At 63.2% G+C, this 14,226-nt stretch carries 9 protein-coding genes and 4 tRNA genes; 9 read left to right on the top strand and 4 right to left on the bottom strand.

From position 1 onward, the window contains the following. Window positions 1–110: 110 nt before the first annotated feature. Window positions 111–1,289: an MFS transporter gene (locus ACZ889_RS25795; protein WP_476257950.1), complete on the bottom strand. Its 1,179-nt coding sequence runs from the start codon at window positions 1,287–1,289 to the stop codon at window positions 111–113. A 181-nt stretch (window positions 1,290–1,470) separates the two neighbouring features. On the opposite strand from ACZ889_RS25795, the gene ACZ889_RS25790 reads away from it, so the two are divergent. The 4 genes from ACZ889_RS25790 (at window position 1,471) to ACZ889_RS25775 (ending at window position 6,464) form a co-directional block, all read left to right on the top strand. Beyond that, window positions 1,471–2,202 carry a GntR family transcriptional regulator gene (locus ACZ889_RS25790; protein ID WP_180689392.1) on the top strand — a complete coding sequence of 244 codons (732 nt, stop codon included), beginning with the start codon at window positions 1,471–1,473 and terminating at the stop codon, window positions 2,200–2,202. A gap of 96 nt (window positions 2,203–2,298) precedes the next feature. Beyond that, the gene (locus ACZ889_RS25785) at window positions 2,299–3,573 is read left to right on the top strand and encodes an MFS transporter (RefSeq protein ID WP_014754228.1); all 1,275 of its coding nucleotides are present in this window, start codon (window positions 2,299–2,301) and stop codon (window positions 3,571–3,573) included. Window positions 3,574–3,595: 22 nt separating this feature from the next. Further along, window positions 3,596–4,429, top strand: coding sequence for an amidohydrolase family protein (locus ACZ889_RS25780; RefSeq protein ID WP_476257949.1), 834 nt, complete (start codon window positions 3,596–3,598; stop codon window positions 4,427–4,429). A 157-nt stretch (window positions 4,430–4,586) separates the two neighbouring features. Continuing rightward, on the top strand, window positions 4,587–6,464 hold the full coding sequence (locus ACZ889_RS25775; protein ID WP_476257948.1) for an MFS transporter: 1,878 nt from the start codon (window positions 4,587–4,589) through the stop codon (window positions 6,462–6,464). A gap of 3 nt (window positions 6,465–6,467) precedes the next feature. On the opposite strand, the gene sugE is transcribed toward ACZ889_RS25775, so the two are convergent. Together sugE and rdgC are read right to left on the bottom strand one after the other, a co-directional pair. Continuing rightward, the gene (gene sugE / locus ACZ889_RS25770) at window positions 6,468–6,785 is read right to left on the bottom strand and encodes a quaternary ammonium compound efflux SMR transporter SugE (protein WP_010952753.1); all 318 of its coding nucleotides are present in this window, start codon (window positions 6,783–6,785) and stop codon (window positions 6,468–6,470) included. 313 nt (window positions 6,786–7,098) lie between these two features. Beyond that, on the bottom strand, window positions 7,099–8,019 hold the full coding sequence (gene rdgC, locus ACZ889_RS25765; RefSeq protein WP_003252510.1) for a recombination-associated protein RdgC: 921 nt from the start codon (window positions 8,017–8,019) through the stop codon (window positions 7,099–7,101). A gap of 216 nt (window positions 8,020–8,235) precedes the next feature. Between rdgC and ACZ889_RS25760 the strand changes: the two genes are divergently transcribed. The 4 genes from ACZ889_RS25760 to ACZ889_RS25745 all read left to right on the top strand — a co-directional run bounded on the left by ACZ889_RS25760 (window position 8,236) and on the right by ACZ889_RS25745 (window position 8,737). Continuing rightward, a tRNA-Val gene (locus ACZ889_RS25760) sits at window positions 8,236–8,311 on the top strand. A gap of 13 nt (window positions 8,312–8,324) precedes the next feature. Continuing rightward, window positions 8,325–8,401, top strand: a tRNA-Asp gene (locus ACZ889_RS25755). Window positions 8,402–8,571: 170 nt separating this feature from the next. Beyond that, window positions 8,572–8,647, top strand: a tRNA-Val gene (locus ACZ889_RS25750). 13 nt (window positions 8,648–8,660) lie between these two features. Next, a tRNA-Asp gene (locus ACZ889_RS25745) sits at window positions 8,661–8,737 on the top strand. Between the two features lie 114 nt (window positions 8,738–8,851). Here ACZ889_RS25745 and map read toward each other — a convergent pair. Further along, window positions 8,852–9,649 carry a type I methionyl aminopeptidase gene (map, locus tag ACZ889_RS25740; RefSeq protein ID WP_476257947.1) on the bottom strand — a complete coding sequence of 266 codons (798 nt, stop codon included), beginning with the start codon at window positions 9,647–9,649 and terminating at the stop codon, window positions 8,852–8,854. Between the two features lie 363 nt (window positions 9,650–10,012). Between map and ACZ889_RS25735 the strand changes: the two genes are divergently transcribed. Beyond that, window positions 10,013–14,038, top strand: coding sequence for a bifunctional nitrate reductase/sulfite reductase flavoprotein subunit alpha (locus ACZ889_RS25735; RefSeq protein ID WP_180689395.1), 4,026 nt, complete (start codon window positions 10,013–10,015; stop codon window positions 14,036–14,038). Window positions 14,039–14,226 lie beyond the last annotated feature (188 nt).

Below are 14,226 nucleotides of genomic sequence, written 5' to 3'. Positions count from 1 at the left end.
AAAGGTAACGCGGTCCCGATCAATCAGTCTGGCACGCAAGTGCCGCTTCGTCAGCGCAGACGATGGTTGTAGGAGCGGGTTCACCCGCGAATAGGCCGGAACAGGCAACATCAACCCCTGCGGGTACCCAACCCATAGAACACCCCTGCCAGTATCACCGACAACACCAGCAGGTAGAAGACTGCCCCCGGCCACAGGTGTACCAGTGCAAACCCCACCATCACCGGCCCCAGCGCCGCCCCCAGGTTGGACAGGTTCTGCGCGCCGTAATACACCCCGCGCAAGTGCTCCGGTGCGATCAGGTCGATAAACATGTACTCGGCCGGGATCACGATGATTTCGCCCAGCGTGAACACCAGCATCGCCAGGCACCAGGCCAGTACCGAGCCTGCCAGCGCAAAGCCCAGCAAGCCTGCGATGAACAGGCCCATGCCGGCCAACAGCCACGGCATCAGGCGCTGGCGGCTGATACGCCGGCCAATCAGGTACTGCAAGGCAATGACCGTCACGGCGTTGGTGGTGACCAGATAGCCGATCAGCCGTGCCGCTTCGGCCGGGTTGCTGGTGACCACCAGGTACTGGGACAGGTAGGCGGTGAACTGGCCGAACACCACCGCGCTCAGCACCCCACCCACGGTAAAGCACACCAGCCGACGATCCCGCGCCAGCCCCATCGCCACTTGGCCGAAGCCGGCCGCAGGCTTGTCCGGCGCGCTGGCCTGCAGGCTGCGATCACCCAGGCGCCAATAAGCCAGGCACATGGCCAGGCCAAGCAGGGCAGAGGCGAGGAACGGCACATGGTCGTTCAGTTCAAGCATGGCCACGCCCAGCAACGGGCCGGCGGCGTAGCCGACGTTGCTGAGGGTGTACTTGATGGCGAACACCTCGGCCCGCTCATCCACCGGCAGTAACGCGCAGAAGCCTGCCTTGGCGGCGATGTCGACCACTGCCAGGGCCAGGTTGATCAACACCAGACAGAAGAAGAACGGCAGTGCCGAACGGCTGGCGACCGCGCCGACGAAGGCCAGGGCGAACAGCAGGGTACTGGCGCTGACCAGCGTGTGGTTGCTCAAGGTGTCGACCAGATGACCACCGTACAGACTCAACAGCGAGGCGACGATCAGCGCGCCACCGATCAGCAGGCCGATCTGGCTGATCGGCAGCTGGAAATTGTCGGCCAGGTAAACCACCAGGTAGGGCAGGGTGAGGGCGCGGGCGACGGTAAGCGTGAAGGTGGTGGTGAGCAGCAGGCGAACGGTGTGCGGGTAGCGTTTTATGGCGGCGAGCATTGCCACGTCCTTGTTGTGCGGGTTTGCCGAGCACAAGCATAAGCCACATGCGGTCATCCCGACACAAGGCTGTTTCGCCTACCAAAGGGCGACAGGCGGAGGATTGACAGCCCGTCAGGCTCAGGGAATACTCTCGAAAAATTCATATATATGTTTATATAACAAGACGAGAGCGAGACCCATGCACCCATTGACCGGTGATGCTCGACTGCCCCGCTACCAACAACTGCGCGACCACATGGTCGCGCAAATTGCCAACAACCGCTGGCGCCCGGGGGAAGCGATCCCGACCGAGGCAGCCTTGGCCACCGAGTTCGACCTGTCGATCGGTACCGTGCGCAAGGCCGTCGATGTCCTGGTGGCCGAAGGCGTGCTGGAGCGCCAGCAGGGCCGCGGCACCTTCATTCGTCGCCCACAGTTCCAGTCGTCGCTGTTCCGCTTCTTCCGTTTCGAGGCCGCCAATGGCGAGCGCATAGTGCCGGAAAGCCGCATTCTCTCCATCGAGTCGCTGCCGGCGCCTTCGGCAGTGGCCGAGGCATTGGGCCTGGGAGGGGAGGCAGAAGTGATCCGCATCGTTCGCACACGTCTGCTCGGCGCCCAGCCGGTGCTGGCCGAAGAAATCTGGCTGCCGCGCCAAACCTTCCAGCCGCTGCTGGACGTGGATTTGAACAGCAAGGGCCCACTGCTGTACCCGATCTACGAAGCGCTGTGCGGTCAGGTGGTCGCCTACGCCGAAGAGACCCTGACTGCCGAAGCGGTCGACGCGGTGCATGGCCGCTTGCTGCAACTGCCGGCCGACAGCCCGGTGGTCGTGATCGAGCGCCTGGCCCGCGATTACGCCGGCAAACCTCTGGAATGGCGCCGCTCGCGCGGCCATGCGCAGCACTTCCGCTACCGCATCGACATTCGCTAAACCGGTCGCTTCACCCTTTTACCTGTCTGCGCCGTGCTGCCACGGCGCAGTGGCTTCGCCTGCCCGTCACACCACGCGACTAGAAGGATAACAATCATGTTCAGCTGGTATCGCGAGATCACCTCACGGGAACGCAAGACATTCTGGGCCTGTTTCGGCGGCTGGTCGCTCGATGCGCTGGAAGTGCAGATGTTCGGCCTGGCCATCCCCGCGCTGATCGCCGCGTTCTCCCTGACCAAGGGCGATGCCGGCCTGATCAGTGGCCTGACCCTGGTGACCTCGGCAATCGGCGGCTGGCTGGGTGGCACACTGTCCGACCGCTATGGTCGCGTGCGTACCCTGCAATGGATGATTCTCTGGTTCTCGTTCTTCACCTTCCTTTCGGCGTTTGTCACCGGTTTCTACCCGTTGCTGTTCGTCAAGGCCATGCAAGGGTTTGGCATCGGTGGCGAATGGGCAGCCGGCGCTGTGCTGATGGCCGAAACCATCAACCCCAGGTATCGCGGCAAGGTCATGGGCACGGTGCAGAGTGCCTGGGCTGTGGGGTGGGGCCTGGCGGTGGCACTGTTTACGCTGATCTACTCACTGGTGCCGCAGGAGTTTGCCTGGCGGGTGATGTTCTTCGTCGGTCTGCTGCCATCGCTGCTGATCATTTGGGTACGCCGCAACGTGCCTGAGCCGGACAGCTTCCAGCGCCTGCAGAAAGAAAAGGCCATCCCCTCCAGCTTCTTGCAGTCGATGGCTGGCATCTTCCGCCCGGAACTGCTGCGTGTGACCCTGCTGGGCGGCTTGCTCGGCCTGGGTGCCCACGGTGGCTACCACGCGGTGATGACCTGGTTGCCGACCTTCCTCAAGACAGAGCGCAACCTTTCGGTGCTGAACTCGGGCGGTTACCTGGCGGTGATCATCCTGGCCTTCTGGTGCGGCTGCGTGGTCAGCGGCCTGCTGATCGACCGTATTGGCAGGCGCAAGAACATCCTGCTGTTCGCCCTGTGCTGTGTACTGACCGTGCAGGCCTACGTGTTTTTCCCGCTGACCAATACCCAGATGCTGTTCCTCGGCTTCCCGCTGGGTTTTTTTGCCGCCGGCATCCCGGCCAGCCTGGGTGCGTTCTTCAATGAGCTGTACCCGGCTGATGTGCGCGGCGCCGGGGTGGGCTTTTGCTACAACTTCGGTCGCGTGCTGTCGGCCGTGTTCCCGTTTCTGGTCGGGCACATGAGCGAGTCGATGTCGCTGGGCAGTGCCATCGGCATCGATGCCGGCATCGCGTATGGCGTTGCGGTGATCGCAGCCCTGTGCCTGCCCGAAACCCGTGGCCGCAACCTTGAATCTGCACCTGCGCCGGAAACGGCCGGTGCCGTCGCCAAGTAACCTGAACGCTTGTATGAGAACCATGCCCGACGCACCCGCTTTGCACCTGACTGCCATCGACAGCCACGCCCACGTGTTCAGCCGTGGGCTGAACCTGGCCCGCCAGCGGCGTTATGCGCCCAGCTACGATGCGCCGCTGGGCGACTACCTGGGCCAACTGCGGGCCCATGGTTTCAGCCATGGCGTACTGGTCCAGCCCAGCTTCCTGGGTACCGACAACCGCTACCTGCTCAGCGCCTTGCAGACCGTGCCAGGGCAACTGCGAGGGGTGGTGATGCTGGAGCGGGAGGTCGAGCGGGCGACCTTGGCGGAAATGGCCCGGTTGGGAGTCAGGGGGGTACGCCTCAACCTCATGGGGCAAGACATGCCTGACCTGACCGGCGCGCAGTGGCGGCCCCTGCTGGAGCGCATCGGCGAGCAGGGTTGGCACGTGGAACTGCACCGTCAGGTGGCGGACATCCCAGTGCTGGTGCGGGCATTGCAGCCTTACGGGCTGGACATCGTGATTGACCATTTCGGCCGGCCGGATGCCCGCCTTGGCCTGGGCCAGCCGGGGTTTGCCGAACTGCTGACCCTGAGCGGTCGGGGCAAGGTGTGGGTGAAGGTGTCCGGCATCTACAGGCTGCAGGGCTCGCCGGAGGAGAACCTGGCATTCGCCCGTCAGGCGCTGTGCGCGCTGGAAGCCCATTACGGCGCAGAGCGGTTGATGTGGGGCAGTGACTGGCCACATACCCAGCATGAGTCGGAGGTCAGCTTCGGCACCGCTGTCGAACAGTTCGAGGCCTTGGGTTGTTCAGCGCAGTTGCGCCAGGCACTGTTGGTGGATACCGCGCGGGCGTTGTTTGGCTTCGAGTGACGTAGCGCCAGTTCTACAACTGCCGGCAGGTCCTTGAACGCAATCTCGCTTGGCCATGCCTGAGCCGGTGCTTGCCAGTCAGCGCATTTCCCATGCAGATTTGTGGCCCGGCGCGCTTGGCGAGCCTCCAATTGAAAAGCCCTCAGGACCAAGGACGATGAGTCACTCTTCGCAATTCACCTTGCTCGGTAAGCGGCGTTTCCTGCCGTTCTTCATCACTCAGTCGTTGGGTGCCTTCAACGACAACCTGTTCAAGCAGTCGCTGATCCTGGCGATTTTGTTCAAGCTCAGCCTGGGCGATGGTGACCGATCGATCTGGGTCAACTTGTGTGCCTTGCTGTTCATCCTGCCGTTTTTTCTGTTTTCGGCGCTGGGCGGGCAGTTTGGCGAGAAGTTCGCCAAGGATGCGCTGATCCGGGCAATCAAACTGGCCGAAATCGTGATCATGGCGATTGGTGCGCTGGGCTTTGTCACCAACCATCTGGCGCTGATGCTGGTGGCGCTGTTCGGTATGGGGACGCACTCGGCGCTGTTCGGCCCGGTGAAGTATTCGATCCTGCCGCAGGCCCTGCGCGAGGAAGAGCTGGTGGGCGGTAACGGGCTGGTGGAAACCGGCACCTTCCTCGCCATCCTCGCCGGCACCATCGGCGCGGGGATGATGATGTCGGCCGACAGCTACGCAACGGTGGTAGCCGGTGGCGTGGTCGGCACGGCGGTACTCGGCTACCTCGCCAGCCGCTGGATCCCTCGGGCGGCTGCCGCCTCGCCGCAAATGCCGCTGGACTGGAACATCTTCAAGCAGTCGTGGGTGATCTTGCGCATGGGCCTGGGCCAGCCGCCGGCGGTGTCGCGCTCGATCGTCGGCAACTCGTGGTTCTGGTTTGTCGGCGCCATCTACCTCACGCAGATCCCGGCCTATGCCAAGGATTGGCTGCACGGTGATGGCACGGTAGTGACCCTGGTGCTGACCCTGTTCTCGGTGGGCATTGCCCTGGGCTCGCTGCTGTGCGAGCGGCTCAGTGGACGCAAGGTGGAAATCGGCCTGGTGCCGTTCGGCTCGTTCGGCCTGACCCTGTTCGGCCTGCTGTGGTGGTGGCACTCTGGTGATGTACCGGCTGCAGCAGCGCCGCACGACTGGCTGGCTCTGCTGGGCATGAGCCAGGCCTGGTGGATCTTGCTGTCGATCATTGGCCTGGGTGTGTTCGGCGGCTTCTACATCGTGCCGCTGTATGCGTTGATCCAGGCCCGCACGGCCGAGGACGAGCGCGCCAGGGTGATCGCGGCCAACAACATCCTCAATGCCTTGTTCATGGTGGTGTCGGCGGTGCTCACCATCATCCTGCTAGGCGTGGCCAAGCTGAGCATCCCGCAGCTTTTCCTGGTGGTGTCGCTGCTCAATATCGCGGTCAACACCTATATCTTCAGGATCGTGCCCGAGTTCACCATGCGCTTCCTGATCTGGCTGCTCAGCCATTCGATGTACCGCGTGCAGCACCGAGACCTTGAGCGCATCCCCGACGAAGGTGCTGCGTTGCTGGTGTGCAACCACGTGTCGTTCGTCGATGCGTTGCTGCTGGGCGGGGCCATACGCCGGCCGATCCGCTTTGTCATGTACTACAAGATCTACAACCTGCCGGTGCTCAACTTCGTCTTTCGCACTGCCGGTGCCATCCCGATTGCCGGGCGTAACGAAGACCAGGCGACGTACGAGCGGGCCTTCGCGCGCATTGCCGAATACCTGGCGGATGGTGAACTGGTGTGCATCTTCCCGGAAGGCAAGCTGACGGGCGATGGCGAAATCGATGTCTTCAAGGGTGGGGTCAGCCGCATCCTCGAAGAAACGCCGGTACCGGTGATTCCGCTGGCCTTGCAGGGGTTGTGGGGTAGCTTCTTCAGCCGCGACCCGGCCAAGGGCTTCTTCAAGCGCCTGTGGTCGCGGGTGACCATCGTGGCAGGCGCCGCCGTCCCGGTGGAGGCGGCGCAGCCCGAGGTGTTGCGCGAACAGGTCAGCCGCCTGCGCGGCCATCTGCGATAGGGGTTAGCTGGCGCTGACTTTCAGGCCGACGAGGCCGCAGACGATCAGCGCCACACTGACCAGCCGCACCAGGGCCATGGACTCGCCGAACAGTATGATCCCGGCGATGACCGTACCGACTGCGCCTACGCCGGTCCAGATGGCATAGGCGGTGCCCAGCGGCAACTCCTTCATGGCCAGGCCCAGCAGGCCCAGGCTGATGACCATGGCGCCGACGGTAAGGACAGTGGGTAGCGGTCGAGTGAAACCGTCGGTGTATTTGAGGCCGACGGCCCAGCCAACCTCGAACAGGCCGGCGAAAAACAGAATGATCCAGGACATGAGTGTGTCTCCATCGTTTGAATGATGGGGCCGTCCCCGGAGTGGTCACGCGGTGCGTCGTGAGGTCGTCCTCACAGTGGGTGCCATGGTGCCAATCTGCGGCCTTCCGGGCAAGTCCACGCCTGCTGGCCAATTTCCACCCGTCGTTCACCGTTGCCGCCGCTACCGTATTCGCGGGTAAACCCGCTCCTACACCTGATCGGGGGTGGACACACATTGGTGATTGGGCGCAGGCCGTCGTAGGCGCGGGTTTACCCGCGAAGAGGCTGGTGCTGGTGGAAACGGTTCAAGCCAGCACCGCATCTCATACCCGTCAGACCCCTTGCGGGATCTCTTCACCACCCAGCGCCTCGAACAGCACCGGCAGGAATTCGGCAAAGGTCATCATCATCAGCTGGAAGCTGGCGTCGAACTGTTGCGCAGCCTCATCGCCACCGTCCTGCTCGGCCTGCTCCTGCAGCAGCTCTTCGAACTTCAGGCGCTTGATGACCATCTTGTCGTCGAGAATGAACGACAGCTTGTCTTGCCAGGCCAGGGCCAGCTGGGTCACCACTTTGCCAGTGCTCAGGTGCAGCTGGATCTCTTCGCCAGTCAGGTCCTGGCGCTTGCAGCGCACGATACCGCCATCTTCGGCGGTGTCGCGCAGTTCGCACTCGTCCAGCACATAGAAGCCTTCGGCGGCTTGCTGCGACTTGACCCAGTCGGTCATGGTGGCCACCGGCGCAATCTTCACCGTGGCCGGGCGCACGGGCAGCGAACCCATCACTTCACGCAGGGTCGACAGCAGGTCTTCGGCGCGCTTGGCGCTGGCCGAGTTGACCAGGATCACGCCCAGGCGCGGGGCAATGGCAGCGAAGATCATCGAGCGGCGGATGAACGCACGCGGCAGGAACGCCTGGATGATTTCGTCCTTGATCTGGTCGCGTTCCTTTTTATAGACCTTGCGCATTTGCTCGGTCTCGATCTCTTCGACCTTTTCCTTGACCGCGTCGTTGACCACGCTGCTCGGCAGGATGCGTTCTTCCTTGCGCGCGGCAATCAGCAGGTACTCGCCGCTGACATGCACCAGGGGAGCGTCTTCGCCTTTGCCGAACGGCGCGACGAAACCATAAGTGGTCAGCTCCTGGCTGGCGCAGGGGCGGGCCGGCTTGCTGGCCAGGGCGGCTTCCAGCGCTTCAGGCTCGAACGGAACTTCCTGGGTCAGGCGGTAGGTCAGCAGGTTCTTGAACCACATGAGGGGCAATCTCTCCTTAATGCATAAGGCGGGCATTATTCTCCGAGCGGTGAATTGAGGCCAGCCCTGTCAGAGGGCCAGCAGTGGCTTATGCACGAAAGAATCGCCCGACAACGCTAGGTCTTTGAAAGGCCTGAGGTTTTTTTTGCAAAAAGTTTAAAAAGTGCTTGCCAGGGTGCGGGGCGCTCCGTAGAATGCGCGCCACACCGAGACGAAGGGTGATTAGCTCAGCCGGGAGAGCATCTGCCTTACAAGCAGAGGGTCGGCGGTTCGATCCCGTCATCACCCACCACTCGATGTATAGCGCAGCGGTAGTTCAGTCGGTTAGAATACCGGCCTGTCACGCCGGGGGTCGCGGGTTCGAGTCCCGTCCGCTGCGCCATATTCCACTTCCAGGGCCCACTGAACACCCGGAAGTAACAAAGAAAGCGACCTTAGGGTCGCTTTTTTTGTGCCTGATTTTTGGTGTTTGACCGAAGTGTGAAAAAACTTCGATAAGTGCTTGCCAGAGCGCCAAGTCGCCCGTAGAATGCGCGCCACACCGAGAGACATGGGTGATTAGCTCAGCCGGGAGAGCATCTGCCTTACAAGCAGAGGGTCGGCGGTTCGATCCCGTCATCACCCACCACTCGATGTATAGCGCAGCGGTAGTTCAGTCGGTTAGAATACCGGCCTGTCACGCCGGGGGTCGCGGGTTCGAGTCCCGTCCGCTGCGCCATATTCCACTTCCAGGGCCCACTGAACACCCGGAAGTAACAAAGAAAGCGACCCTAGGGTCGCTTTTTTTTGTGCCTGAATTTTGTCCCCCTACCTGCACGCGTTTGCCGCAGCTTCAGCCACGCCGTTCCTCCTCCCGCAATGTCAGCACCTCATACCCACCCTCAGTCACCGCCACGGTATGCTCCCACTGCGCCGACAAGCTGTGATCCCGGGTGATCACCGTCCAGCCATCCTTTAACTCGCGCGTGCCGCGGCCACCCTGGTTGATCATCGGCTCGATGGTAAACACCATCCCCGGTTTCAGCTTCATGCCCATGCCGCGCTGGCCAATGTGCAGCACCTCTGGCGCTTCATGCATCTGCTGGCCAATACCGTGGCCGCAATACTCGCGCACCACGCTGTAACCCGCCGCCTCGGCATGGGCCTGCACGGCATGGCCGATATCACCCAGCGTTGCCCCAGGGCGCACCTGCTCGATGCCTTTCCATAACGCGTCATAGGTGGTTTCGACCAGGTGCCGGGCTTCTTCGCTGATCTTGCCGATGCAATACATCTTCGACGAATCGGCAATGTAGCCGCCCTGTTCCAGCGTGATGTCGACGTTGATGATCGAGCCTTCCTTGAGCACCTCATCGGCCTTGGGTATGCCGTGGCATACCACGTGGTCCACCGACGTATTGAGCGAGTAAGGGAAGCCATACTGGCCTTTGCTTGCTGGCCGTGCCTTGAGCGTATCGACGATGAACGCCTCGGCGCGGTCGTTGATCTGCATCGTGGTCACACCGGGGCGGATGAAGCTGTCGAGTTCGGTGAACACCTGGGCCAGTAGCTGGCCGGCGCGGCGCATCAGGTCGAGTTGGGCGGGGGTCTTGAGGATCACCTGGGACATGGGGGGAGGGTAGTTGCTCATGCTGGAAATTGCCCCAGCATAGCGCCTGGGAGCGTGAGGTTGCCACCGCATGGTGCGCAAGCCACGCCGCAGCACTGTCTTCGTGGGAGCGGCCTTGTGTCGCGAGAGGGCTGCAAAGCAGCCCCGGCAATACAGGGATAAAAGCTGAAATTCGGGGGCCGCCTTGCGGCCCTTTCGCGACACAAGGCCGCTCCCGCAAAAGCCGTTCAGTGCACCTGGCCCACTATTTGCTGAAGCCTCCTCATCAGGGCTATCAACGTCGACAGCCCGCAAAACCTCACGACAAAGGCGCCGTGTTGCCCCGCTTGCATCAGCATGCCGGGGCAGCCGGCGCCTTTTTGCGTTTTCCTCAGGAGCCCGCCCATGGCCAACAGCGAAGTACGCAGCGTCTGCCCCTACTGCGGCGTGGGCTGCGGCATCGTCATGAGCGTTGCCGATGGCAAGGTCGGCAAGATCAGCGGCGACAAGCTGCACCCGAGCAACTTTGGCCGCCTATGCACCAAAGGCCTCACCGCACACCTGCCACTGAGTGCCAGCGGGCGCATGGCCGACGCCTATGTGCGCCAGCAACGCAGCCAGCCGCCAGTGCGCACCAGCATGGACCAGGCCATCGCTGCCACCGCCGAGCGTCTGCGCAGCATCATCGACCAGCACGGCCCGGATGCCGTGGCGCTGTACGTGTCCGGGCAAATGTCGCTGGAGGCCCAGTACCTGGCCAACAAGTTGGCCAAGGGCTTTATCCGTACGCGCCACATCGAGTCCAACTCGCGCCTGTGCATGGCCAGCGCCAGCAGTGGCTACAAGCTGTCGCTTGGCGCCGATGGCCCACCTGGCAGTTACCAGGACTTCGAGCACGCCGACGTATTTCTGGTGATCGGCGCCAACATGGCCGACTGCCACCCGATCCTGTTCCTGCGCCTGCTTGATCGGGTCAAGGCCGGTGCGAAGCTGATCGTCGTCGACCCACGGCGCAGCGCCACCGCTGACAAGGCCGACCTGTTTCTGCAGGTGCGCCCCGGCAGCGACATGGCCTTGCTCAACGGCCTTTTGCACCTGCTGCATCGCAATGGCCGCACCCACCCCGACTTCATCGCCCGCCACACCGAAGGCTGGGACGAACTGCCGGCCTTCCTCGACGACTACCCCCCCGAGCGCGTCGCCGCCATCACCGGGCTGGCCGAGGCCGATATCATCAAGGCCGCCGAATGGATCGGCAGCGCCAACAACTGGATGAGCTGCTGGACCATGGGCTTGAACCAGAGCATTCACGGCACCTGGCACAGCAACGCCATCTGTAACCTGCACTTGGCCACGGGTGCCATCTGCCGCCCCGGTAGCGGCCCGTTCTCGCTGACCGGCCAGCCCAATGCCATGGGCGGCCGCGACATGGGCTACATGGGCCCCGGCTTGCCAGGCCAGCGCTCAGCGTTGGTGGACGACGACCGCGCGTTCGTCGAACGACAGTGGCAACTGCCACCCGGCAGCCTGCGCAGCGAGGGTGGCGAGGGTACGGTGGCGCTGTTCGGGCAGATGAAAACCGGTGAAGTGAAAGCCTGCTGGGTCATCTGCAGCAACCCGGTAGCCAGTGTTGCCAACCGCCAGCAAGTGATCGACGGCCTGCGCAAGGCCGAACTGGTCATTACCCAGGACGCCTTCCTCGACACCGAAACCAACCGCTACGCCGACATCCTGCTGCCGGCCGCGCTGTGGGCCGAAGGTGAGGGGGTGATGATCAACAGCGAGCGCAACCTGACCCTGATGCCACGCGCTGTCGAGCCCCCCGGGCAAAGCTTGCCGGACTGGCAGATCATTGCCCGCGTGGCGTGTGCCATGGGCTATGCCGACGCCTTCGACTACCCCAATGCCGAAGCGGTGTATGAGGAAATACGCCGCTTCCACAACCCTGTTACCGGTTATGACCTGCGCGGTATCGGCTATGCCGAATTGCGTACACAGCCGCGCCAGTGGCCCTGTGCACCGGGCAGCGAACAGCATCGCAGCCCGCTGCGCTACCTCAACGACGGCAGCAGCCAGGCGCTACTGCTCGATGCCCGGGGTAGGCGGCCGGCACTGGCCTTTCCCACCGCTAGCGGCAAGGCGCGCTTCTTTGCGCGGCCGTGGTTACCGGCAGCGGAATTGCCGGACGATGACTACCCCATGGTGCTTAACACTGGCCGTGTGCAGCACCAGTGGCACACGTTGACCAAGACCGGCAAGGTGCCGGCACTGAACAAGCTGGAGCCCGGCCCCTACCTTGAGATTCACCCTGAGGATGCCGCCCGGCTGGGTGTCGCTGAAAAGGACCAGGTAGCCGTTCGCTCACGCCGGGGGCACGCCGTGTTGCCGGTGCGCATCAGTGACCGGGTCATGCCGGGCAACTGCTTTGCGCCGTTTCACTGGAATGACCTGATCGGCGAGCAATTGGCGATCAATGCCGCGACCTGCGATGCGGTCGACCCGCTGTCGCTGCAGCCTGCCTTCAAACACTGCGCCGTAGCCCTGGAGCGGGTCGCAGGTGAGCGCATCGACGCCCTTGATCTGAACACTGCCACTGTAGAGCCTGTCCGCATGCCGACCGCCACCCTGTCCCGTCTGCTTGGCCTGCACACCCTGCCGGTTCCGGTGCTGGCCGAAGAAGAGCGTCATTACCTGCAAGGTTTCCTGCTGGGCCTGGACCAGGCCCGCGCCGAGGGCGTACCCCGCCTGCCGGCCAGTGCGCCGCTGGCTGCCAGCCGTCGTTTGTTTGTCGACGGTTTGCTGGCCGGGCTGTTCGCCCAGCCTGCAACTGCGCCCATCGCGGCACAGGCCGCGCCATGGCATCAGGTGCTGTGGGCCTCGCAGACCGGCAATGGTGAGCAGCTGGCGGAACGCTGTGCCGCGCGCCTGCGCGGTGCCGGTCTGAACGTGCAACTCAGCTGCCTGGAGGCGGTCAGCCCAAGCCAGCTGCAGGGTGTTGCCAGTGTGGTGTTGATCGCCAGCACCTTTGGCGATGGCGACGCGCCCGACAGCGGCGCGGCATTCTGGCAGGCCTTGCAGGGCGAGGAGGGCGCCCACTGCGCCGGGCTGCCCTATGCCGTACTGGCCTTGGGCGACTCCAGTTACGACCAGTTCTGCGGTTTTGGCCGCAAGCTCGACCAGCGCCTGGCCGAGCTGGGAGGGCAGCGCCTGCTGCCACGGGTGGACTGCGAGCCAGACTTCGACGAAGCCTTTGCCGGCTGGATCGAAGCGTTATTGCCTGCACTGGACAGCACTGCGGCGCCACAACCGGCGAGCGAACCTGCACCCGTATCGGCCTTCAGCAAGCAGCAACCCTGGATGGCCACCGTACTGGAAAACCGCCTGCTCAATGGCCCCGGCGCCAGCAAGGAAACCCGCCAGCTGGTCTTCGACCTGGGCGGCAGCGGCTTCAGTTATGCTGCCGGCGATGCCCTGGGCGTATGGCCGCGCAACTGCCCGGCCCTGGTAGAAGAGCTGCTGACACTGATGCAGCTCGATGGCCAGGCGATGGTCGAGCTTAAAGGTCATTGCGCCATGCCATTGGCCGAAGCCCTGCAAACACACCTGGAAATTGCCAAGGTCACTGCGCAACAACTGCAGGCATTTGCCAGCAATGCGCCTGACCTGCAGCGCTTGCTGCAGCCTGAATGCAAGGCCGAGCTGCAAGATTGGCTGTGGGGCCGGCAGTTGGTCGATGTGCTGCGCGCCTTCCCCCAGCAGTTGCCGCTGGCCAGCTGGCTGGAACTGCTCAAGCCATTGCAGCCGCGGCTCTATTCGATCAGTTCCAGCCCGCTGGCGCACCCAGGCCAGGTGCATCTGACGGTATCGACGGTGCGTTATGGCGAACGTAAAGGCGTGTGCTCAAGCTTTCTTGCCGACCGTGCGCAGGTGCAAAAGGTGGCGATCTTCCCGCAGGTGTCGAAGCACTTTCGCTTGCCCGAGGACGACAGCGTGCCGGTGATCATGGTGGGCCCTGGTACTGGCATTGCACCGTTCCGTGCGTTCCTCGAGGAGCGAGAGGCACGGGGGGCAAAAGGCGACAACTGGCTGTTCTTCGGCGAGCAGTACGCAGCGACCGATTTCTATTACCAGGAGCAGTTGCAGGCCTGGCAGGCGGCGGGGCACCTGCGGCTGGACACGGCGTTCTCGCGGGACCAGGTCGAGAAGATCTATGTGCAGCAGCGCATGCTCGAGCAGGGTGCGCTGCTGTGGCAATGGCTGGAGGCGGGGGCGTATTTCTATGTGTGTGGCGATGCGCAGCGCATGGCCAGGGATGTGGATGCGGCGTTGCGGGTGATCGTCGCCGAGCATGGCCGGATGGATGCGGCGGCGGCTGCGGCTTATGTCGAAGGCTTGAGCAAGGCCAGGCGTTATCGGCGCGATGTGTACTGAAGTGCTCCAAGATGGGGTGTTGTGCACCTTGAATGTGCATTGGCTGGGAGGGCCCAGCGCAAGTGTAGGAGCGGGTTTACCCGCGAAGAGGCCGACACAGGCAACCCAGGCAACCCACGCAACCCAGGCAACCCGATTGGCACGCTCCCTGCTTAACCTTGGATACAACAAAGCCCACTGATCAACGG

The organism is Pseudomonas sp. TE3895 (genome assembly GCF_056278855.1).
Note: the sequence above shows the minus strand (reverse complement) of the source record. Positions and strands in the feature narration are given on the sequence as shown.